Source organism: Abyssisolibacter sp. ZYX002, from assembly GCF_056892235.1.
In genome coordinates, this window is sequence record NZ_JARMXH010000001.1 from 1158332 (window position 1) to 1181769 (window position 23438).

The 23438-nt window shown below is 31.1% G+C and carries 27 protein-coding genes and 1 other annotated feature; of the genes, 7 read left to right on the plus strand and 20 right to left on the minus strand.

Going from position 1 to position 23438, the window contains the following annotated elements; genetic code table 11:
* Positions 1-47: 47 nt before the first annotated feature.
* Positions 48-1181: a DUF3798 domain-containing protein gene (locus P3X86_RS05255; protein WP_483291578.1), complete on the minus strand. Its 1134-nt coding sequence runs from the start codon at positions 1179-1181 to the stop codon at positions 48-50.
* A gap of 252 nt (positions 1182-1433) precedes the next feature.
* On the opposite strand from P3X86_RS05255, the gene P3X86_RS05260 reads away from it, so the two are divergent.
* The gene (locus P3X86_RS05260) at positions 1434-1820 is read left to right on the plus strand and encodes a hypothetical protein (RefSeq protein ID WP_483291579.1); all 387 of its coding nucleotides are present in this window, start codon (positions 1434-1436) and stop codon (positions 1818-1820) included.
* Positions 1821-2073: 253 nt separating this feature from the next.
* On the opposite strand, the gene nadE is transcribed toward P3X86_RS05260, so the two are convergent.
* The gene (gene nadE, locus P3X86_RS05265; protein WP_483291580.1) at positions 2074-2805 is read right to left on the minus strand and encodes an NAD(+) synthase; all 732 of its coding nucleotides are present in this window, start codon (positions 2803-2805) and stop codon (positions 2074-2076) included.
* 81 nt (positions 2806-2886) lie between these two features.
* Between nadE and P3X86_RS05270 the strand changes: the two genes are divergently transcribed.
* Entirely contained in the window at positions 2887-3258 is a 372-nt protein-coding gene (locus tag P3X86_RS05270) for a sulfite exporter TauE/SafE family protein (protein ID WP_483291581.1), read from the plus strand.
* Complete coding sequence (locus P3X86_RS05275) at positions 3246-3596, plus strand: TSUP family transporter (protein ID WP_483291582.1); 351 nt, start codon at positions 3246-3248, stop codon at positions 3594-3596. The genes P3X86_RS05270 and P3X86_RS05275 overlap by 13 nt, the downstream gene beginning before the upstream one ends.
* Before the next feature lie 3 nt (positions 3597-3599).
* On the opposite strand, the gene P3X86_RS05280 is transcribed toward P3X86_RS05275, so the two are convergent.
* The 6 genes from P3X86_RS05280 to P3X86_RS05305 form a co-directional block, all read right to left on the minus strand.
* Positions 3600-4247 (minus strand): YigZ family protein, encoded by a 648-nt coding sequence (locus P3X86_RS05280; RefSeq protein WP_483291583.1) that lies wholly within the window; start codon positions 4245-4247, stop codon positions 3600-3602.
* 139 nt (positions 4248-4386) lie between these two features.
* Positions 4387-4818 carry an NUDIX hydrolase gene (locus tag P3X86_RS05285; protein ID WP_483291584.1) on the minus strand — a complete coding sequence of 144 codons (432 nt, stop codon included), beginning with the start codon at positions 4816-4818 and terminating at the stop codon, positions 4387-4389.
* Between the two features lie 532 nt (positions 4819-5350).
* Positions 5351-5998, minus strand: coding sequence for a HEAT repeat domain-containing protein (locus P3X86_RS05290; protein ID WP_483291585.1), 648 nt, complete (start codon positions 5996-5998; stop codon positions 5351-5353).
* Between the two features lie 13 nt (positions 5999-6011).
* Entirely contained in the window at positions 6012-7283 is a 1272-nt protein-coding gene (hflX, locus tag P3X86_RS05295) for a GTPase HflX (RefSeq protein WP_483291586.1), read from the minus strand.
* A 60-nt stretch (positions 7284-7343) separates the two neighbouring features.
* Positions 7344-8027, minus strand: coding sequence for a sporulation protein YunB (yunB, locus tag P3X86_RS05300; protein ID WP_483291587.1), 684 nt, complete (start codon positions 8025-8027; stop codon positions 7344-7346).
* A gap of 60 nt (positions 8028-8087) precedes the next feature.
* Positions 8088-9863 (minus strand): aminopeptidase P family protein, encoded by a 1776-nt coding sequence (locus P3X86_RS05305; RefSeq protein WP_483291588.1) that lies wholly within the window; start codon positions 9861-9863, stop codon positions 8088-8090.
* Positions 9864-10268: 405 nt separating this feature from the next.
* On the opposite strand from P3X86_RS05305, the gene P3X86_RS05310 reads away from it, so the two are divergent.
* A complete protein-coding gene (locus P3X86_RS05310; RefSeq protein WP_483291589.1) occupies positions 10269-13448 on the plus strand; it encodes a transglycosylase domain-containing protein in 3180 nt (1059 codons plus the stop codon).
* A gap of 415 nt (positions 13449-13863) precedes the next feature.
* Here the strand turns inward: P3X86_RS05310 and spoVAEA are convergent, their stop codons facing one another.
* The 10 genes from spoVAEA to spoIIAA form a co-directional block, all read right to left on the minus strand.
* Positions 13864-14460 carry a stage V sporulation protein SpoVABEA gene (spoVAEA, locus tag P3X86_RS05315; protein WP_483291590.1) on the minus strand — a complete coding sequence of 199 codons (597 nt, stop codon included), beginning with the start codon at positions 14458-14460 and terminating at the stop codon, positions 13864-13866.
* 12 nt (positions 14461-14472) lie between these two features.
* On the minus strand, positions 14473-14829 hold the full coding sequence (spoVAE, locus tag P3X86_RS05320) for a stage V sporulation protein AE (protein ID WP_483291591.1): 357 nt from the start codon (positions 14827-14829) through the stop codon (positions 14473-14475).
* Positions 14829-15857, minus strand: a complete 1029-nt coding sequence (spoVAD, locus tag P3X86_RS05325) for a stage V sporulation protein AD (RefSeq protein WP_483291592.1) — start codon at positions 15855-15857, stop codon at positions 14829-14831. The genes spoVAE and spoVAD overlap by 1 nt, the downstream gene beginning before the upstream one ends.
* 18 nt (positions 15858-15875) lie before the next feature.
* A complete protein-coding gene (spoVAC, locus tag P3X86_RS05330; RefSeq protein ID WP_483291593.1) occupies positions 15876-16319 on the minus strand; it encodes a stage V sporulation protein AC in 444 nt (147 codons plus the stop codon).
* Between the two features lie 14 nt (positions 16320-16333).
* Positions 16334-16753, minus strand: coding sequence for a stage V sporulation protein AB (locus tag P3X86_RS05335; protein WP_483291594.1), 420 nt, complete (start codon positions 16751-16753; stop codon positions 16334-16336).
* A complete protein-coding gene (locus P3X86_RS05340) occupies positions 16750-17400 on the minus strand; it encodes a stage V sporulation protein AA (RefSeq protein WP_483291595.1) in 651 nt (216 codons plus the stop codon). Before P3X86_RS05340 ends, P3X86_RS05335 begins: the two co-directional genes overlap by 4 nt.
* The gene (locus P3X86_RS05345) at positions 17385-17543 is read right to left on the minus strand and encodes a hypothetical protein (RefSeq protein ID WP_483291596.1); all 159 of its coding nucleotides are present in this window, start codon (positions 17541-17543) and stop codon (positions 17385-17387) included. Before P3X86_RS05345 ends, P3X86_RS05340 begins: the two co-directional genes overlap by 16 nt.
* An 88-nt stretch (positions 17544-17631) precedes the next feature.
* Positions 17632-18387, minus strand: coding sequence for an RNA polymerase sporulation sigma factor SigF (sigF, locus tag P3X86_RS05350; protein ID WP_483291597.1), 756 nt, complete (start codon positions 18385-18387; stop codon positions 17632-17634).
* Between the two features lie 4 nt (positions 18388-18391).
* The gene (gene spoIIAB, locus P3X86_RS05355; protein ID WP_483291598.1) at positions 18392-18829 is read right to left on the minus strand and encodes an anti-sigma F factor; all 438 of its coding nucleotides are present in this window, start codon (positions 18827-18829) and stop codon (positions 18392-18394) included.
* A gap of 4 nt (positions 18830-18833) precedes the next feature.
* Positions 18834-19175 carry an anti-sigma F factor antagonist gene (gene spoIIAA / locus P3X86_RS05360; RefSeq protein ID WP_483291599.1) on the minus strand — a complete coding sequence of 114 codons (342 nt, stop codon included), beginning with the start codon at positions 19173-19175 and terminating at the stop codon, positions 18834-18836.
* A 189-nt stretch (positions 19176-19364) separates the two neighbouring features.
* Here spoIIAA and P3X86_RS05365 point away from each other — a divergent pair, with 189 nt between their 5' ends.
* From P3X86_RS05365 to asnA, 3 genes are all read left to right on the plus strand, one after another.
* Positions 19365-19583 (plus strand): hypothetical protein, encoded by a 219-nt coding sequence (locus P3X86_RS05365; protein ID WP_483291600.1) that lies wholly within the window; start codon positions 19365-19367, stop codon positions 19581-19583.
* Positions 19564-19878, plus strand: a complete 315-nt coding sequence (locus tag P3X86_RS05370; protein ID WP_483291601.1) for a YbjQ family protein — start codon at positions 19564-19566, stop codon at positions 19876-19878. Before P3X86_RS05365 ends, P3X86_RS05370 begins: the two co-directional genes overlap by 20 nt.
* A 91-nt stretch (positions 19879-19969) precedes the next feature.
* Positions 19970-20218: a binding site (T-box leader), on the plus strand.
* 57 nt (positions 20219-20275) lie between these two features.
* The gene (gene asnA, locus P3X86_RS05375) at positions 20276-21286 is read left to right on the plus strand and encodes an aspartate--ammonia ligase (protein ID WP_483291602.1); all 1011 of its coding nucleotides are present in this window, start codon (positions 20276-20278) and stop codon (positions 21284-21286) included.
* A 149-nt stretch (positions 21287-21435) separates the two neighbouring features.
* Here asnA and P3X86_RS05380 read toward each other — a convergent pair whose 3' ends face one another.
* Both P3X86_RS05380 and P3X86_RS05385 read right to left on the minus strand, forming a co-directional pair.
* Positions 21436-22125: an L-2-amino-thiazoline-4-carboxylic acid hydrolase gene (locus tag P3X86_RS05380; RefSeq protein WP_483291603.1), complete on the minus strand. Its 690-nt coding sequence runs from the start codon at positions 22123-22125 to the stop codon at positions 21436-21438.
* A gap of 164 nt (positions 22126-22289) precedes the next feature.
* Positions 22290-23327, minus strand: coding sequence for an endonuclease/exonuclease/phosphatase family protein (locus P3X86_RS05385; RefSeq protein WP_483291604.1), 1038 nt, complete (start codon positions 23325-23327; stop codon positions 22290-22292).
* Positions 23328-23438: the final 111 nt, after the last annotated feature.

Consider the following 23438-nt stretch of genomic DNA (forward strand, 5'->3'; position numbering starts at 1 on the left):
TAAAGCTGGGGCTGTAATAAATATATCCAGCCCCTAACTTAATTTATTTAAAAATCTACAAAATCTGCGATAATCATTAGATAATTATCATAGGTTTTATTTGTTTCTTCATTGTGATACGGTGTTATTTTCGTTTCTGCATCTGCATACTCTTTGAAATGCTCGTTTATTTTTTCTACATCAAGCTTACCATCAGTGTCTCCATTGATATAGTCAATTGCATATTCTGTACCTGCCTCTATAAACATCATAGCCATTGGCACTACCCACGTTGACATCCTGCCTTTATTTTTAGCGTCTTTAACTTTATTCTCAATTTCTGATATTATAAATTCAACATTACCTTTTTTGTCTTCAGGTATTTCTATACCAAGTGCTCCTGGATAACCATGATATGGTGATGGACAACATTGCTGAGCAAATATAGCCTGCTCATTGAGTACTGATCGAATTAGAGGTTCCATCATAGCACAATTAGTAGCGAAAAAGTTTGTGTTTTTACCATACTCTGCTACTTTTCTTGGCACATCTTCAAGTATGAATTGTTGTGTTCCTGAAATCCCTGCATCTCCTGTTGGATCTGGTGCAGTTGCTTCTACGAATTTCAATCCTAACTTCTCACATTCTTCTTTAAATATATCTCTTCTCTTTGAAAGTAGCGCATATGACATATGTCTTGGGAAAGAATAGTGTACAAATACCTCTGCTCCCATCTTCTTTGCTTGCTTTGGCACTGCAGGTCCCATACCTAACTCATCTATTTGGAATATTATATCAGCTTTAGGAGATATCATCTTTGGATCTTCTGCAACTACACCTACTATGAACATTATGTCATCTCTAATCTCTTTTGCTTTGTCTATAGCCGCTGATGTACCTGGAATACCTTGACATATGATTATTACTTTAACATCTGGGTCAGATGCAAGTGTTAGAACGTTCTGAATAACAGTCTCTTGTTCTTTCATGAATTGATCAGGATAAGTTTGTAACAGTATTCTGTCTTCACCATATTTCTCTTGAACTCTCTGCGCCGCTCTATATTCCTCTTCATTTTGAGAAACAGTTCCTGTCATTATACCTATCTTCCATTTTCCTTCTATTTTTGTCTTATCTTTACATGCTGACAAACTAAATATCATTATTAGTATTAATAAAACAGCTATTACTCTTTTTATCATTTTTTCATCCCCTTTTAATGAAATTTATTGATACCTTTTCCTCCTTTCATAAAATAAATTCGTTCAAATATTTTATGGTATAGTACAAACTTTTCCTTACTTTAGTTATATTAATTTTATAAGTATAAAATTACTTTTAGTTTAAATTTTCGTTGACCATTATAAAATTTACTAGACCTATAACGCATTATTTATTGTTAATATTTGTAATATATGTTATGATTTATATATTATTGTATAGGAGGTTGTTTAATGAAAAGAATATTGGCATTTGTATTAATTAGTTCTTTAATTTTAAGTTTAGGTAGCTTTGTATTTGCAGAATCAATAAATGAAGTTGATATGGTAAATACAACTATTTTATCAAATGATAACGAAGATGATGACGATGAAGGAGGAGGCAGTAGCCGTTGCAGTTACTGGACCGACGGATGCCATAAATGCAACAAAGGTAACACATTTATAAGCCATGAAGTTATCAAGAAGGGCTCACGACCCATATTAGAAGATGGTATTATAGTTGGTTATAAAAAAATGGAAAAGCGAAGGTATATAAGTGAAACTTATTACCATTGTCATTGTGGCTACACTTATAGTATTTATGAGGTCATTGGAACTTATTGGGTAGAAATAAAATAAATCCTATATATAGCTACTGTTTGTATTATAAACACAAGAAAAAAGTGTACATCCTTCAAGATGTACACTTAGATTAATGACAAAGTCATCAAGATAGCAGACTGTAGTAAGAGTTCAATTTCAAGGCGTGTTAAAATTGAGTAGCAGAGCTTACTTAGAGGTAAGTGAGCAACGGTAATTTTAACACGGGCGCAGAAACTGGGCTTTTTTCTACAGTCTGATGTGTACATCCTTCAAGACGTACACATCTTTTCTATTTATTTTCCTCTTTAATATATCTAGCTGGAAACACTCTCTTATGTTCACTTTTTCTATTCATTGAATCTATCTTTTCTTTAATCTCTTTAGGAGCTTCTCCTGTTAATATATACTTATCTAATACTTCGTATGAGAATCCCATCTCTGTTTCGTCTGTTTGGTTATCCCAAAGACCTGCTGATGGCGCTTTGTCTATTAACTCTGTTGGTATTTTTAAATATCTTGCTAATTCCCAAACTTCGTGTTTTACTAAATCACATATAGGTAATATATCTACTCCACTATCTCCATGTTTAGTAAAATACCCTACTGTTATTTCACTCTTGTTACCTGTTCCAGCTACAAGGTAATTGTTTCTTTGTGCATAATAATAAAGCGTCGTCATTCTGAGTCTAGGTTTTATATTTGCTGTTGCTAGCTTATTTGATTTATCATCTTTTAGTTCTCTAGTCAGTACATCAAATGTACTACTCAAATCAGCTTTTTCGTGCTTTATATTTAAACTATTTATCAAAAGCATACCATGCTCTTCATCTAATTCATTGCTATGACATGGCATTATTATACCGAGTGTGTCATCTGGAAATGCTCTTTTTGCAAGTCCTGCAACTACTGCTGAATCTATACCTCCGCTAATCCCTAATACGACTCCTTTACACCCATCACTTAATACTTTTTCTTTTATCCAGTTTGTCAAATCATCACATAGTTTTGCTATATCTTTCATAACTTTTCCTCCTAACTTTTGTTTGTTAATGAATATCTATAAATCCATAAGGAATACTAATACTACCAAAGAGGTGTATATATGTATAAAAAATCTAATTATAAGCTTTATATAGTAGGTCTTATAACAGGTTTAATAAATGGACTCATTGGTTCTGGTGGCGGAATCATAATTGTCTCTTTTTTAAAATACTGTGTTAATTTAGACCCTCATAAATCTCATGCCACTGCTATTGCTATAATATTCCCTATAACTATTATTAGCACTTTCATATATTTTGAAAACGATTATGTTGAGTTAAAAACAGGTTTAATCGTTGCAAGTGGCAGTGTTCTAGGCGGATATATTGGTGCTAAACTACTAAATAAAGTTCCTAAGAAACTGCTAAGAAAAACCTTTGGAATCTTGATGATTATCGTTGCTATAAGGATGTTGATAAAATGCTTTTGTTAAGTTTAGGTCTGATTACCGGTATTATTAGTGGCATGGGAATTGGTGGTGGCACTATACTAATACCAGGTCTTATACTATTGACCTCTTTAACCCAAAAACAAGCTCAAGGAATCAATTTATTTATTTACTTACCCACAGCTACGATTGCATTAATTACTCATTTTTATAACAAAAACCTTAAATTAAAACCTATCATACCAATAATACTGATGGGTATTACTGGCTCTATTGTTGGTGCTAAAATGGCAGTCGATTTTGATTCTGATATTCTTAGAATCATATTTGCAATATTTTTACTTATAATGGGTGTACACGAATTATTCGTAAAAGATACCTAGTGTTTAAACAAGTATTTTGCCATCTTTTATATGAACATACTCTTCTTCTAGCTCCATGATATCAGCCTGTGCGCTTGTTATATCTGTTATTGTGCTAATTAAGTTTTGAACTTTATTCATATCACACATAACATATATACCCACTGCGTCATCATATATTATGTCTTTTATATAAAAATCGAATCTTAATAATTCATTTTTTACTTTACCTAACAATCCATAATTTATTCTTAGTAGCACATTTTGATACAGTACCTTGTCAACTACTATAGCTTTTTCTATAGCTATTTTCGCCCCTTTTGTATAAGCTCTTATTAATCCCCCTACGCCTAGTTTTATTCCTCCATAGTATCTAGTAACTACCGCTACTGTATTTCTTAAGTCTTCTTTCTTTAGTACCTCTAATACTGGTATGCCTGCGGAACCACTTGGTTCACCATCATCACTAAATCTTTGTATGTTACTATTTTCCCCTATTACATATCCATGAACATTATGCGTAGCATCTTTATGCTTTGTTTTTATTTTTTCTATAAATTTGATAGCTGCCTCCTCTGTTTCTACAGGCTTAGCATATCCTATAAACCTAGATTTGTTTATTATAACTTCATCACTGCCAAAGTCAAATAGTGTTTTATATGTATTCTTCAATTTATATCACCTCGCATACATAACTTATCTTGCAAACTATTTATAGTATAACATTATTTTTTAAATATATATACTAATATTTAAACATAAAAAAAGGATTACTAATGTTTCTCAGTAATCCTCTATTCACTATATAGTTTTATGCAGTTATTTGCTCATCTTTAAAGCTTTTGTATTTTTTATATGATAGATTAACTAAAGCCCTGTCTTGGCTGTATGTTATAAGCTTTAATGCGTCATCTATAAAAAAGAATCCCCCATCAATAAAACCGTCACTTTCGTTAATTTTATATTGGGGGTCATCAACTTCCATAATATACCACAGTATTTCATTGCATACTGGTCTTTTTCTCGTCATAGAAAAAAATTCGTAACTAGTTTCTCCAGCAGTAGACACTATTCTAGGTGTTAAATTTGACTCTTGTTTAACACTCTGTATAGCAATCTCAGTCGCTAAAGAACCATTACGAATTCTACCCTTAGGCAATATCCATTCTCTTTTCTCATTCTTTAATATGAAAACCTTTTCACCATAAAAAACAACACCACCAGCACAATTTCTAAAAAGCATTATAACCGCCTCCCTATCTTTTTATTTAATTATACCTCAATTTAGTAAAATTTTCTATACTAAACCTAAATTATTCATAGAAAATCAATAACTATACTGCATCCTTCTAATTACAATACTTCATCATTTTTTCGCCGTACTACCGAGTACACCTTCAAAACTGCTGAAACATTGTATTTTGAAAACTACAACATATTCATTAAAGTTCCACGAACATTTTAGGTTAAACCTAAATTATTCATAGAAAATCAATAACTATACTGCATCCTTCTAATTACAATACTTCATCATTTTTTCGCCGTACTACCGAGTACACCTTCAAAACTGCTGAAACATTGTATTTTAGAAAACTACAACATATTCATTAAAGTTCCACGAACATTTTAGGTTAAACCTAATTTATTCATAGAAAATCAATAACTATACTGCATCCTTCTAATTACAACATATTCATCGATGTTTCTTAAATATTTCAGATTAAACTTCCTTTGGTATTATTATGTTCTAATTTTTTATAGATTATAAGCATGTTTCATATTATTTTTAATTTTTCTAGTACATCCTTTGCTGTCTTTTTAACATATTGCTTTTCACTTTCATTTTTGTAAATACTATATATTAAACTATATGTTTTTTCATCAGCAATATTACTAAGTGCTTTTATTGCATATTGCCTTACCTGAGAATTTTCATCTCTTAGCATTTCTTCTAACCACTCTTTTGATTCTTTATCGTTTATTTTACCTAAAGCAGAACAAGCAAGTCTTCTATGGTTGACTTTTTTGCTTCTTAACTCCATTTTTAAAAATGGTAAAAACTTAATATCTCTAATTTCTCCTATAAGCCATATCAATATCATTCTGTCCTCAGAGTTTTTGTACTTTGTATAATCATTATATAACTCTATTTTTAACTCTCTAATTTGTTCATCATTTAAACTCATTAGCTTCTTGATTCTATCATTTTTTACCATGCTTAACAATTCAACTATAAATGTATTATTAGTACTTTTAGGTCGTTTAACTTTTATCTTTATCAAATGCTCACTTACTTCTTTTTCATTCATTCTTCTAATAATAGCTATCTGTTTTATTGTCTTGCCTTCTTGATATAGCATGTAGGTTATTTCTTCTTCGGATAGTTCTTCTATATTATCAAAACAAAAATATGTTCTGCTCATCAGTATTTCTCCTTTAATCAACTACAATATATTGCTTAAATCTATTGTAATCTTTATCATCGAGTTCTACTATAAATTCTGTTCCATTTTCATTATGTGAAGACTCTAGAATGTTTACATTGTTGTATAAATATGAGCTTATATCTCCTTTATTAAAAGGAATAACCAGCTTTACCTTATGGTAACTACCAAATAGCTTTTCTTCCATAAGCTCTCTCATAATATCAATATTTATCCCTTCTAGAGCTGATATATAAACATTGTCCTTACTATAAGATGTATTTATTTCCTCTAGATCGTCTACTTTGTTATAAACTGTGAGTATAGGCTTATCTGTAACTCCTATTTGTTTTAATACTTTTAATGTAGTTTCTTTTTGAAGATCATAATCCTTACTTGTTACATCTATTACATGTACTATTAAATCTGCATATATTACTTCTTCTAACGTCCCTTTAAATGCTTCTACTAGTCCCGTTGGTAGTTTGCTAACGAAACCAACTGTATCAATCAATAAATAGTTCTTCCCACCCTGAAATTTGCATTTTCTTAATGTAGTATCAAGTGTTGCAAACAACATATCATGAGCAAAAACACTTTTCTCATCATCATATTCGTCGTGAGATTTTATTAATTCATTGAATATAGTTGACTTCCCTGCATTTGTATAACCTACTAACGCAACTAATGGTATCTCTGATTTTATTCTTTGCTTTCTTTTCATCTCTCTAACATTTTCAAGTTCTTTTAATTGATGCTTTATGTCTGTTATTCTAGATAGTATATGTCTACGATCTGTTTCAAGCTTCTTTTCTCCAGGTCCTCTTGTTCCTATACCTGCACCAGTTCTAGATAGTGTTTTACCTAATCCTATTAATCTAGGTAATGTATATTTTAGCTGTGCTAATTCCACTTGTAACTTTCCTTCTTTTGAGGTTGCTCTCTTTGCAAATATATCTAGTATAAGATTAGTTCTATCAATTATTTTTCTTTGTATGATATTTTCTAGATTTTTTATCTGAGCACCGGATAACTGATTGTCAAACACTACAGTGTCTATATTTAACTCATCACAATAAAGCGATATCTCCTGTGCCTTACCTTTACCTATATAGTATGTAGCGTCTATCTTATGTCTATTTTGCAAAACTTCTTCTATAACCTCTCCATCAGCTGCATAAACAAGCTCTCTAAGCTCTGCCAATGTAACTTTTATATCTATATCTTCTTTTCTACCCAAATCAACTCCAACTATTAAAACTCTTTCTCTATTAATGTTTTCCACTATACCACCTCATCTTGCTTATTGTATGCCTTACTACTATTATATCAAATCTTTATATATTTAACTACCCGGCACTACATTCATAAAATCGTCTTTAGGTACATTTATAAAGCTTTGTGGCACATCACCAATGATAATTGTCTCTGCTATAGGCACTGTTGATGTTATTTTAGCTGTATCTGCACCTAATGGTATTACTATCCTAACCTGTGCTTGTATGGTTAAATATACCCTATGTATAGTTTGATTTATTCCTGATTGTTCAAACTCTGTTTCAAAGTCAACCTTTACTGAACCTTGTGGCATAATATTAACGCTTATTTTAGGTCCGTATTGTGATAGTATCTGACTTTTAAATGCTGTTCCTATGGGTATTCTTATACTGCTAGCTGATACTGCTCTCATTTTATTTTGAACTTCTAGTGCAACTTCTGATGCAATCGTATTCATAAGCATAGTATTTGCTTGCATAGTTGCTACTTTTCCATCCTTGTCATAAGATATATCAATAAGATCTTTATATTTAATATCTCCCTTTATCTTTTCTTTAACAGCGTCGTTTATAGCTTGTGTAGCAATCATTCTGGCTCTTACTTCACTCATTGCTAATACTATTGGTTTTACACTCTTATCTACTAAATAAAAACCATATATTATAACTACTAATATACCAACTATAACAAAGAAGGTTTTGTTTTTACTATAGTTTGATTTTCTTTTTTTATAATCATTATCAAGTATCAAAAAATACACCCCCATAGTAATATATGCACATTACTAGGGGATGTTTCTTGTTATAGTTAATTATATTGATCTAGTTTCATTTTTAAGCCATGCTTTTTCTTCTTCGTTTAAACGCTCTGATAATACATCGTAAACCATCTTATGATAGTCATTAAGCCACTTTCTTTCATTTTCATTCATCAGTTTCACATCTATAGCATCTATATCTATTGGGCAATAAGATATTGTTTCAAATTTCATAAATTTACCGTACTCATTTTCTATATCTTCTTTGGCTAATAATGTATTTTCTATTCTTATTCCATACTCTCCTTCTTTATATACACCTGGCTCATTAGTTGTAACCATACCTGCCTCTATTGGTACGTTAGATTTTCTCATGCTTATGCCTTGAGGTCCTTCATGTACTCCTAAAAAGAATCCTACTCCATGACCAGTACCGCATTTGTAATCAATACCATGCTCCCATAGTGGTCTTCTAGCTAATATGTCTATATTGTCGCCTGTACATCCGTATAAGAATTTTGCCTTTGCTAAATTTATATGACCTCTAAGAGTTAATGTGTAATCCCTGATTTGGTCGTTTGTTAACTCTCCCAAAACAATAGTTCTAGTAATATCAGTTGTACCATCATAGTATTGTCCGCCTGAGTCAACTAACAAGAATCCCTCTGGCTTGACTTCACTGTGGTTATCTTTGGTAGCACTATAATGCATCATAGCTCCGTTGGCTTGGTATGCAACTATTGCATCAAAGCTGTTTGAAACAAATGCATCACCCTCAGCTCTAAAACTTTCTAGTTTCTCATCTACAGATATCTCTGTCATATGTTCTTTCCCAACATTTTCTTTTAGCCATTTTATAAATCTTACCATTGCTACGCCGTCTTTTACTTGGCAATTTTTAAGATTTTCTATTTCAGTTTCATTTTTAACTGCTTTTAATTTAGTAGTAATATTTACATCTTCAATTTTCTTTACACTTTCTGGTATTGAATTGTATAACCAATAACTAGTTTTAATTGGATCAAGGAATATAGATGAATCTTTAGGAAGGTTCTTTATATACTCTCCTATCTCTTCATACCCTTTTATGATAATACCATCACCTGTAAGCACTTTTTTGATTTCGTCATCTAGTTTCCTATCATCTACAAATAAATATGCTTCCTCATCTGATATCAGAGCAAAAGATATTACGTAAGGATTGTTATGTATATCGTTTCCTCTTATATTATAAAGCCATGCTATGTCATCTAAACTTGAAAGAACGTTGTAATCTGCACCAAGCTTCTTCAGTTCTTCTCTTAATTGAGTAAGTTTTTCACTTCTTGACTTACCACAATATTTTACATCATGATTATAAACTTTTGACATTGGTAATGAAGGTCTATCTTGCCATATTTCATCTACCAAATCACAATCACAAATTTTAATGTTTTTGTCTTTGAATTTTTCTTTTAAGTTATTTACAACTTTTAGCGGAAATACCTTTGCGTCAATCGCTACTGTGCAGTTGTCATCTAATGTATCTACTATCCACTGTTCGTATGTTGGTACTCCTTTTTCTCTCATTTTAAACAATTTAATTCCTGTATCTCTTAATTCATTTTCTGCTTGTATAAAATACCTGCCATCAGTCCAAAGACCACATTCGTCATCAGTAATGACAGCTGTTCCTGCAGATCCTGTAAATCCAGATATCCATCTTCGGCTCATCCAATAGTCAGCTAAATACTCACTTTGATGAGCATCATAGCTTGGTATTATCACTGCATCAATATTTTTACTTTTCATAAGGTTTTTTAGTTTACTAACTCTACTTTTAATATCCACTTTTTAACCCCCTTAAAATCACTTTGATTTAATATTATAGTATCTTATTACTAATTACAATGTTTTTTGTAACATATTACATTTATATTACATCTTTATTACAGGTCATCAAATAATATCTGAAATAATATACGTTTAAATACATATAAGTTCTTTTTTATTGTACTTTGTTTACATGTATTGGTCATAGATATAGACTATATTAAAGATATTCTTATAGTTATTATACCAAAAAACATAGTCAAATTGATAATTTGTATTATATTATTGAAGCATTATGGTTAAAATTAACAAATGTAATAATAATATTTACTCTAGATTTAACAAATCTAAACTTCTATGGTATAATTACTAGGACATTGACTATATTCATCATATACTTCATATAACTAGGAGGTATTATTTATGGCACTAAATAGGACAAACAAAGCAGATGATAATAAAGAAAATAAAGATAACAAAAGGGCTAGAAATCCAAAGAAAAAAAGAAAAACCCTTAAGCTCATATTAATAATTATGTCTTTAATTGTTTTTATTGTTGGAGGATCTTTATGTGGTATTTTATATGCAATAATCAAGACCGTGCCACCTATTGACCCATCTAAAGTCACTGCTTATTTAAATGAAAATTCGGTTATTGTAGACCAAAAAGGCGAAGTAATTGAAAAGATTCTCACTCAAGAATTTAGAACAAAAGTTGAACTTAATCAGATATCTAAATACTTGAAAGATGCTGTTATAGCAATCGAAGATGAAAGATTCTTGGAGCATCATGGAGTAGATTTTAGAAGTGTAGGAAGAGCAGTTTTTACAAACCTTAAAAGTATGTCTTTTAAACAAGGTTTTAGTACTCTCACACAACAGTTAGCTAAAAATAGGTACCTGTCACAAGAAAAAACAATAACAAGAAAAGTTAAGGAAATGTATATAGCTATGCAACTTGAACGGCACTTAACTAAGGATCAAATATTGAGGGCTTATTTGAATACAAGTCCTTTTGGTCAAGGAGCATATGGTGTTGAAGCTGCGGCTCAAACTTATTTCTCTAAAAGTGCTAGCGAACTTACACTTGCTGAAAGTGCGATGATTGCAGGTGCAACAAAATCAACAGTAGCTTATGAGCTTTATAAGGTTATAAAGCCAGAAAATTTTGATAAGACAAAACACAAAGTCGTTGGTGTAGATGATCCTACCGAAATGCATTATATAGAGATTTTAGGCAATTTATATGTGCCTATATACAATCCTAGAGCTGAGGAAAGGCAAAGAATCATACTTAAGAAGATGCTTGAATTAGGAAAAATCAATAAAGTTCAATATGATAATGCGTTAAAGGAAGATATGCGTAAAGCTATCAAGCCAGATCCAAAGAAAAACGAAGAAATAGAAACATCATACTTCAATGACTATGTTAAAGATTCTGTTGTAAAAGACTTGATGAAGAAGTATGATTACAGCAAAGCTGATGCTACTGATCTTCTCTTAACTGGGGGTCTTAAAATTTATTCTACTATGGATATTGGTATTCAGAGTAAGCTTGAAGATGCATATGATAACTTTGGAAAAATACTTACTGCGAATTCTGGTACTATTAGAGGTGCAAAGCTAGTAAGTAGAACTCTAGATAAACAAAAAAATATAATTGACTCAAGTAAAAAAATTGTTTTTTATGCAAAAGACAATTTGCTAGATCAAGATTATAATCTAAAAATAGAAAAAGGTACATTTGAAATTTTAAGTGATGGAAATATAGCTGTCAAAAATAACAAATTAAATTATAGAAATGCTGATGTTACAGATTTCTATACTATTGATGAAAAACAAAATCTGATTACTCATTCTGCATGGTCTTTGGACCCTAAGACATGTTATACATCAGATAAAGAAAACAGACGATTAATAATTAATAAGAACTTTTTAGATGAAAATAAGGATTTTTATAGCATAAACTCTAATGGAGATATGATTATCAAAAGTAAATATTTCTACAAAGACAAAAAAGGGATTATGCAACCTCAATCATCTTTTGTACTACTTGATTATAACGGTCATATTAAAGCGCTTATAGGAGGAAGAAATGTCAAAGGTAGTAAGATATTAAATAGAGCTTTAAGGCCTAGACAACCTGGATCATCTTTGAAACCTATTTCTGTATATCTACCAGCATTAGACAATGGATTTACAGCTGCAAGTGTAGTGGATGATGTGCCTCACTACGATAATAACGGTAATATATGGCCTAGAAACTGGTATGGAAGAAGAAATTCTTCCCAAAGAAACAATCTTTCAGATGACTATAGAGGTCTTGTTACATTGAGATATTCAGTAGAGCAATCTATAAACGTTTCTACTGTTAAGTTCCTTAAAAAAATAGGTATATCTACATCTATGGATTACCTTTCTAAAATGGGTATAATTGATTATGATACACCAGGTAATGATTCCTTTACAACTAAGGAAGAAGCTGTCGCTAAAGGTAGTAGTAACTATGATGAAAACTTGTCAGCACTTGCATTAGGTGGTATGACTAGAGGTGTGTCTCCTCTAAAAATGACTGCTGCTTTTGGAACTATTGCAAATGATGGTGTTTATACAGAGCCTATTGCATACACAAAAGTTCTAGACAGAGATGGTAATGTAATATTAGAAAACAAATCTACTAAAAACACTGTAGTATCTGAACAAGTAGCTTATTTGATGACTGATATACTAAAAAGTACAGTTACTAGAGGTATTGCTAGTAGAGCTCAACTTCATAGTTACAATACTAAAATACCTGTTGCCGGAAAAACTGGTACTACTCAAAATAGAGTTGATGCTTGGTTTGTAGGTTATACACCTTATTATATAGCTGGAACATGGATTGGTAATGACAATCAAAGTGTCAAGCTTGACAAAGGTAGTCAATACGCTACTATCTTATGGAGTCATATTATGAAAGATATCCATAAAAATTTACCAGCTAAAGACTTTGATCCTGTTGGTGGCTTAGTAACAAGAACTATAGATACTACTTCTGGTAAACTTGCTACTGAATTGAGTAGAAAAGATCCTAGAGGAAATACTGTTAGAACTGAAAAATTCATAAGAGGAACTGAACCTAAAGATTTTGACGATGTTCATGTTGAGGTAGCCGTGGATATATCCACAAATAAACTTGCCTCGGAGTTCTGTCCTCCAGAGCTAGTTGAAAACAGAGTATTTATAAAAAGGCCAACGCCTTATAATCCTGAAGAAAATAAGAATTATATCCCTAGGGATTATAAATATCAAGTACCAACAGAGGTATGTGATTTGCACTTAACTCCACCAGATCCTTTTGATAACAATAATGGTGATGATAACGAAGATAATGACAATGGTGATAATAACAATGGTGATAATAACAATGGAGATAACAATAATGGTGATAACAATAATTTAGATGAAAATGGTAACATTATAGATAGCGAAAATAATAATGGTAATAAAAAGCCGAACAAAAACGGTAATGGTAAAAAGAACAAAGATAATGACAATAGTAACGAAACAAATAGTAACAACTCTAATAATGACAATATTGTAACTTCAGATGATGATGATTAGTTGTGAAAAAAATCGACTCAAAAGTGAGTCGATTTTTTTATTTTTTTTAGAAGTAATGACATTTTTAAATTGCAGTAAAGATCAAAGAAAGTGCATATAACAATTTTATAGAGACTATAATATGTTTGTAACCATGAGAAGGCAGAATCTATTAAATAGAAAGCTTGATTCCTATAGTTACTTCCATTGGGTACTCCCTAATCACCTCAGTATTATCCAAAAAACATATTAAAATATATTTGTACTTAATCCCAATTTAAGCTATATGAATAAACTCTTTAATTGTTATACTCAAAATGAACGATATAAAATGTTTAATTAACATAAAAAACGTGATGATTCAAATAGTAGTCATCACGCTTTTTATCTTATATTATTTGTACTATTTATATCATAATTACTAAACTAAAAATAACTAGTCAAAATCAGTTTCATCACCTTTGACACTACTGCTGTTTTCTTTATTATATTTGACAATCTCCTTGAGAGCCATACTTATTATTGGAGCACCTAATTGACAATCATCTTTGCCACACATTTTACCGATATCTCCCACACCTATTATTATAGGAAATTTATATTGATTAAGTACATCTACGGTATCTCCATATATTATGTTTCCTTCTGTTTCGCGTCCTTCTTTATCTACTGAACCTTTTACTATCTTGCCATCGCAAGTTATTGAAAAATCGACTTTAACTCCCATTACACTCTCTGTATTTGATGCTACTGCCACTACACCAAGTATATTTATCTCTGGATGAGACATTATTTGATCAAATGCTAGTTCTCCCTTTCCATAACCCGGATTTCCTATATCATCAACCATTACAACTACTGGATCATGTATAGCTGTTAATACAAGATCTACGATTTCATCACCAGTAAGTGGGGTAGGATTGCCTGCAGACCTTGATATACACCTACCTCCAACGTTTTTTGTAGCTAACTCCACTGCTTTTTTAGCTGTTTTATCTCCATCTGTAACAATTATTACATTTCTTTTATTCATAATTACTCCCTACTATTTTTTAGTTTTAGGATTAAATATCACAGCCATTATATACCCAAATACTACTGCCGCTGAAACACCACCAGCTGTTGCACTAATTCCTCCAGTAAAAACTCCAATCAATCCATTTTTATCAACTGCCTCCATTACCCCTTTTCCTAGCGAGTATCCAAACCCAATTAATGGGACTGTAGCTCCTGAGCCTCCAAAATCAGCTATATATTTATATATACCTAATACAGTCAATATGACACCACTAGATACATATATAACGAGTACATGTGCTGGAGTAAGTTTAGTTCCATCCATCAAAATCTGTGCTATCATACATATTATTCCTCCTACTATAAATGCTTTTACATATACCATTATCCATCTCTCCTTAGCTTATTGGTTACTGTTATTGCATGTGCTATTCCTGGAATAGATTCACCCTGCTGTATGCTAGTTGTAGAATGTAATGCCCCTGTTGATACAAGAAGCACTCTATTTAGACTTCCTTCTTTCAATTTACTATATATATATCCACAAAATACAACTGCTGAACAACCACAACCACTTCCTCCCGCATGAGTATCTTGTTTTTCATGGTCAAATATTTCTACTCCACAGTCACGATATATTTTCTCTATATCATATCCTTCTTGCTTTATTAAATCTAATGCTATAGATTTTCCTATTTTACCTAAATCCCCTGTTATTATTAGGTCGTAATCTTTTACTTTAAATTTGGTATCCTCAAAATGTTGTATTATAGTATCTGCCGCAGCTGGTGCCATAGCTGCTCCCATATTGTTTACATCTTTAATACCTGGATCTATTACCTTACCAGTTGTTATATGTGTTATATATGGTGGTTCATTTCCTATAGATACCACTGCTGCTCCTGAACCTGTAACTGTCCACTGTGTAGTCAATGCTCGTTGGTTTCCGAATTCTAGTGGATATCTAAATTGCCTCTCTGCTGAACTAAAATGACTTGATGTTACGCAAAGAACGTTATCTGCAAATCCACCATCTATTGTCATAGCTCCTAAGCTTAGGGATTCGGCCATTGTTGAACATGCTCCATATAGCCCAAAAAATGGAACAGCTAGCTTTCTGGCTGAATAATTAGATGACATCAATTGGTTTAGTAAATCTCCCGCAAATAAATAATTTATATCTGCTGTTGATTTTTTCCCTTTATTCAGAGCTATTTTTGTTGCTTCGCTTTGGAGCTTTGATTCGCTTCTTTCCCAACTTTTTTCATCAAACAAATCATCATCTAGTATTGTATCAAAGTAGCTTGCCAGTGGTCCTTCTCCCTCTTTAGGTCCTACTATAGAGCCTGTTGACAAGATTGAAGGTGGGTTTTCAAGCCTTACTGTTTGTTTTCCAATTCTTTTACTAGTCAAATCTCATCTCTCCTTTTGCTATTTACTAAGTATAAAGTATATTAGTCCTGCGACAACAGATGAACCAAACCCATATACTAATACTGGACCTGCTATAACAAACATCTTTGCACAAACTCCAAAGATATAGCCTTCTCTTTTAAACTCCATAGCTGGAGACACTATTGAATTAGCAAATCCTGTGATGGGTACTATTGACCCCGCTCCAGCTCTTTTCCCAATTTTATCGTATACACCTAATCCAGTGAGCAATGCACCTATAAATATCAATATTATTGATACGCTCGTTGATGCATCTTGCTTACTTAATCCTGTTTTCAATAAATAATTCATAATTATTTGTCCTATTGTACATATAGCTCCTCCAACCAAAAAAGCCCATATACAATTTTTAATATAGTTAGTTTTTGGTGCTTTATCGTTAGCATATTTATTATAATCAATCGGATTTATATTTCTCATATTATAATCTCCTCCTATTTTGGTACGTCCATTAATATTAACCAATAGAAAAATGACCCTGCTACTTTACCGATAGCTAATGCTATGACAGTCACTACTAAATACTTACCTAATTTAAGTTTACTCTCCATAACAGGTATTACATCTAATGTTTCAGCTAATGCCGATGCCAACAAGCCAATAAAAATTCCTAACACAAAACTAATCGGAATTAATATCAGTCTTCCTAAGCCAAGATCAATATATATTGCTCTTGCCAATATGACAACTCCTATAGATATACCTATGGTCTTTTCGTATATTCCAACTTTATCATTTGTTTTTGTCAGTTGAGCAAGTCTAGGAATTATATCCAATAAAGTTATAAATGCGGCAAGACCTGTTCCTTCTATTATGCCAATACTTAATGCCATTAGAACCATTAGAACCTTCATTTTGTCCTACCTACTTTTTTATTCTTTTTAAGACAATCTATAGTGTACTTATTTATGTCTTCTTGATATGTATGTATTTCTATATCTAGCGGACTTGGCTCTTTTCTTTGTTTATTTTTCTTGCTCCATACATGGTTAAAAAAAACAAAAACTCCACTACATAAACCTAACGAATATGGAATATGCATTATAAGTGGTTTTTCCTCATATTTTCCTGTTATCAAAAAATAAATTGATTTGAACGATGCATCCATGTTAGCATCTTCATGAAAATTGATAATAGCTAGTGATGCTCCCAAGCATAAAATTATGCTTATACTGAATATTTTTAAGAACATTAATACTTTGTTTTGTTTTTTAACTTCTTTATATTTCAAAAGAACTTCTGTACTTCCTATAATAATCACATCTGCATCATTGATATATTCATTAATTTTGTTTATTAAATCTATTGCTAAAATAATTGAATCTGTTTCATTTTTATAGCTTTTAAAGATTTTTATTTTTTCTACTTCTTTAACAATTTGCTTATCATCGCTATATACTTTCGCAATATCTTTTAATTCTATCTTTTGCTCTTTGGCTACGAATATATTATTTTCAAGTTGCAGATATATCTTTTTAGCTTTTATTATGCATCCCCCCAATCGAAATTTTCATTGATATAAACAAGTTTAGCTCTTTTTGGTACTTCTATAGTATCGTTTGCTTTTTGTTTATTTAGCACAATTAGCGTTACTCCTACACTTAAAATTATTACAACTATTATTAATAATTTGAGTTTTTTCACATTATCAGCTCCATTCAAATCGGCTATTTATTGATATTAATATTATTTGCGAAGTTTTCTATTTAATTCAAAAAAAAAGACATATATTCTATGCCTTTTTTAACATTTTTTTCATATTATCTAATACTTTTTTTTCAATCCTTGATACTTGTACTTGAGATATACCTAATTTACTAGCTATTTCTGTTTGAGTTTTGTCGTTGAAATATCTCATGATGATTATTTGTCTTTCTCTTGCTTTTAATTTTCCGATAACTTCTTTTAGTGTTATTTTGTCTACAATATCTAATTCTTCTTTTTTGCTATTTGAATCAATTCTGTCAATAAGATGGATTGGACTTCCATTGTTTTGATGTATGACATCATATAAATACTCAGGTGTGTGACATGATTCTAGAGCAAAAACAATATCTTCTTTATCTACTTTTATTTCTTTAGATATTTCTTCTAATGTAGCATCCCTCCCAAACTGTTTAGACAGTTTTTCTTTTGCTATGTTTACCTTAGCGGCTGTTTGTTTTAATGATCTACTAACTTTAATCATTCCATCATCTCTGATAAACCTTTTAATCTCACCTATAATCATTGGCACAGCATAAGTTGAAAATCTTACATTGTACTTTGTATCAAATTTTTTAATTGCTTTTATTAATCCTATTGAACCTATCTGCATCAAATCTTCAGTCTCATATCCTCTATTTAAAAATCTTTTTACAACGCTCCTTACCAACCCCATATTGTTTTCTACTATCCATGTTTGAGCCTCAGTGTCCCCCTCTTGAGCTTTTACTATATATCCAATAGTATTTTCGTATATATCGCTTTTTTTTGTTATATAACTCATAGCGCTAATCCTCTACTTTAACACTATCGAATGTTTTGGTCATTATTATGCTAGTTCCACATTCAACCTCCGAGTCAACTTTAATATTGTCCATAAATTCCTGCATTACTGTGAATCCCATTCCAGAACGCTCTAATTCGGGTTTTGATGTATAAAGGGGTTGCATAGCTTCTTTAATATCAGTTATTCCTTTACCTTTATCAGCTATTATAATTTCAATCTTATTTTGTATAATTTTACACTCAATAGTTATTGTTCCTTCTCCTGATTCATAACCATGAATAATGCTGTTTGTAACTGCCTCAGAAACTGCTGTTTTTATGTCAGATAGTTCTTCAATTGTAGGATCTAATTGAGCTGCAAATGCTGCTACTGCCACTCTGGCAAATGCTTCGTTTTGCGATAAACTTGGTATCTCCAATTTCATACTATTATTAATCATACAATCACTCCTTACCATCTTGACACGCATCTTCTAATGTATCATAAAACTTGGCTATTTTTTGTATGCCTGACATGGTCATCATTTTCATTAATCTATCATCCACATTTATTATCTTTACTTCTCCCTTTCTATCTCTTACTAATTTGAATCTTCCAATTATAAGGCCTATCCCCGAGCTGTCCATGAAATTCAAATCTTTAAAATCTAGTATTATATTTTTTAAGCTTTTAGTCATGAAAAAATCATCTATTTCTTTTCTGACTTCTTCAGATGTATGATGATCAAGTTCTCCATTTAATCTTACTACTAAGTTATCTCTAACGTTTTTCAATTTAAGTTCCATTTTATCAACATCCCTCCTCATAGTTCATCTTGCGCCTTTTAACTCAACTTCTTCACTGAGGAGCGTTTTTCCTTCAATGAAAAATGTCTTATTTTGTAAATTTATAAAATTAATTCTTAACTTGTATTTTTCGCTTCATATACTTATAATAAGTATAATAACATAAGTTATAAGAGGAGGTGTGATTATATGATTAAAATTTGTGGTTGGATGGTCGTTTTAGGTATAATATCTATTATACTATTAGCTGCTCTTTCACCTTTTATAGACCTAGACGATATGAGTTATAATTATGCTGTTATTACATATGTTATTATAATTTCATCTATCGGTTTAATATTTAGTTTAATCGTAGATAGAATTAAAAGAAAAGAGGAGGAAGATAAAGATGATTATCGTAAATACTGATTATGTAGCAGGTAAAAAAGTTTCAGAGACTCTTGGTTTAGTTAAAGGTAGCACTATCAGAGCTAAACATGTAGGTAAAGATATAATTTCTGGTTTTAGAAATTTAGTAGGTGGAGAAATGAGTGAATACGCCGATATGCTAAATGAAGCTAGACAAATAGCAACAAGCAGAATGGCTGATGAAGCTAAAAAACTTGGCGCTGATGCTATAATTAATCTAAGATATTCCACCTCTGCAGTTATGCAAGGTGCAGCTGAAATATTAGTTTATGGTACTGCTGTAAAGCTAGATTAACACTTTGGGTGACATGAGGGAGTGTCACCCTTAAATTTCCTGAATTTTTTTGTTGACATATGTCATCTTTAATTATATACTATATTAAAATATAAAAGCTACGAAGAGAAGAGTAAAATTAGAAGGTAGTTATAGCGAGTCGATGATGGTGAAAGTTCGATACGGAATCTAATTTGAAAAACATCTCAGAGCTACTAACCGAAACTTACTATAAGGAGTAGACTTAGTCGGAGCCAAACCGTTATAAATTGGACAATATCGAGAAATCTGTATTGGTTAGAGTGGTTTTTTAAACAAATCAGGGTGGTACCGCGTGAGATATAAGTCTTTCGTCCCTAGTAATTGGGATTGAAGGCTTTTTTATTTTATCAATTTTTATATTATGGAGGTTACAAAGATGAAAGATTTAATATTACCAAAAGGATACAAACAATTGTTGGATTTAAAAGAGACAGAAATAGCTATAAAGAAACTTAAAGATTGTTTTCAGAAGGAATTGAGCAGTAAATTAGCTTTAACAAGAGTCTCTGCTCCCCTTTTTGTAAAACAATCAACAGGCCTTAATGATGCCCTAAATGGCACTGAAAAAGCTATTTCTTTTAATGTAAAAGGCTGCAATAATGAAAGTGCTGAAATAGTACATTCTCTAGCTAAATGGAAGCGTATGGCATTATACAGATATGGTTTTTCATTTGGTGAAGGTTTGTACACCGATATGAACGCTATCAGAGCTGAAGAAGTTCTTGATAATATCCATTCTATTTATGTGGATCAATGGGATTGGGAAAAAGTGATACAAAAAAGTGAAAGAAATAAGCAAAAACTAAAAGCTATCGTTTCAAGTATATACGAAGTGTTTAAGAATACTGAAAAATATATTAATGGGTTATATCCAGAACTAGAATGTATTCTACCAAATGATATATTCTTTGTATCTTCTCAAGAACTAGAAGATATGTACCCAGATTTGACTACTAAGCAAAGGGAGCATGCAATTGCTAAGGAAAAAGGTGCTGTTTTCATTATGCAAATAGGAGGAAAATTAGAATCTGGTGAAAAGCACGATGGAAGATCTCCAGATTATGATGACTGGAATTTAAATGGTGACATAATATTCTGGTTTGATACTCTTGAAATTGGACTTGAACTGTCTTCTATGGGTATTCGTGTTGATGCTGACGCCCTTAAAGAGCAACTGAAAGCTGAGGATTGCGAAGATAGATTGAAATATAAGTTCCACAAAATGATATTAAACGATGAACTTCCTTTCACTGTTGGAGGAGGAATAGGTCAATCAAGAATATGCATGTTTTTCCTAAAGAAAGCTCATATCGGTGAAGTTCAAGCATCTATATGGCCTGATGAAATGAGAAATGTATGTGCTGAGAATAGTATTGAATTGTTGTAGTAAGCTTTATCAAGTGTAAAAAATACTAATGACAATATTAATATACTGGCTAAGAGATTTATATCATATGAAGGCTTATTGTTTTAATTTAAAGTAATAAGCCTTTCAAAATTTAATAATCATTTTTGCTCCTAGTTACATAATTAGAGTTATATTCTTGGTGCCCACGCTGGTGGTGGATTTCCCTTCTTTTTTATTCGAAAATCACAACAATCATTATTAGCTAAAGTTTTTGTACGTGTTAATTCCAATCCAAACTTCCTGAATAATGCATAGTCTAAGTTACAAATATAAGGTAATAATTCTTCTACCTCTTGTTCAACTACAAATTTTTTAATTCCACATTCAGTATAATCTATCCCAATATCAAATTTATTATCATTGCTTTTTACAATATTCCACACCCAGTCCTGTGAATATTGTCTTAATTGTGATTTTTCAGCTCGTTTATTAATTTTTTTCATACTTCTTTTAGAAAACATCGTCCTTCCCATTAGTAAACGTATAACTTTTGGTATCCTGTCCATTTTATTTTCTAAAGCCTTTGTCATATATTCACCAGTCTTTAAAGGTGTCACATCGTAAGGTAATAATGCACGATATAACGCTATCATAACGCTTGTTTTAGTAAGAGTAGAAGTTAACTTATTATCTTTGCCTCCAATATAAGGGAATTTCGGAATTAGTTCTTCATATTTTTCTAATGTATCATTATGTATTTTGTTTATATCCTCTTTGCTATATTTATCTTCAAGCAATGGGATTACAAACTTTAGATAAGACTTCGCTTCTTTCATAAGTTTAGCCTTCATAGCAACATAGTATTGACTATCTTCCATAACTATTCCTCCTTTTAACATAATAACATTTTTTACCGTTAGAATACAGGAACTATATCTATGAAATAACTATAATAATTTATTGTTACTTAAAACATATCTCTTGTTGTATGATTTGTCAATATTATGTTTTTACAATATAAAACTGTCTATCAATACTAACTTTACCTTAATTCTATCCTCAACAACACTGGATTGTGGTCTGAATACCTAAACTCATGGTCTATGCCTTTTACTTTTATTACGTTTATATTTGGAGATACTAAAAATCCATCTATTACTTTAACTCTTGTGCGTTTTTTATCATATGCTGTTCTAAGTTTTCTATTTGTAGGAACTTTATAGTCTACTGCCCATTTCCAACCCTCTGGGTTCCAATTATAAGGTATTAGCTCACTTGGATTTGATCTATATGTACTAGTATTTCTGTTGAATATTAGATTCCAATCTCCGCCGACTACTACGTAATTGCCTTCTCTATATTTCTCCAACATGAAATTTTTTATATACTCTATTTGTTTTTTTCTATTCTTAGCGTTTCTATCAAATGCTGAATTGTGTATATTTATTATGTAAAGTTTCTCTTTTTTACCTTCTATATCACAGTCGGTAACTAGTATACATCTATCTGGCATCAGAGTTCTTACTGGCCATATATAATTACCTGGCAAATTATATCTATAAGCACTATTAAAACTGTATTTTCCGATTGTCACTAACCCTGATTTAACGCTTCCTAGTTCATTAAATATTGGGTAAGGTACAAACTTTACTTTATAGTTTATAGCATATGCGCTACAGCTTTCCCTAAATGAATTTAGTATGTACTCATATTCATTGATATATTTACTTCTTTTAGATTTTATATCTACTTCTTGCAATACATAAAAATCTACTGGCTTTGAATTCATAATTTTCAATATTCCTTCTAGATTTTGATATACGTCACTTTTACTTTTTGCTATTGCAATTTTACCTCCTGCTGTGAAATAATCTATATCTCTGTTTAGAACACCAAAACCAATATTCCATGTCATTATATCTATAACTGATTTATCTATTTTTTTGACCATATTAGTTTTACTACGTATATTTATTTTCTCTACGGAATTTGGAGTATAATCATGATATGTAAAAAAAGAAACTAATAATATTAGTGTTATTCCTATTATAATAAATATATTAATAATACTCTTTCGCATTATACTAATCCTCCTGAATTAATATTATCCTACTTAAATATTATTAATATATTGTATAAAATATGATTAGACAATCTTACTTAGAGGTAAGTAAGCAACGAAAATTTTAGA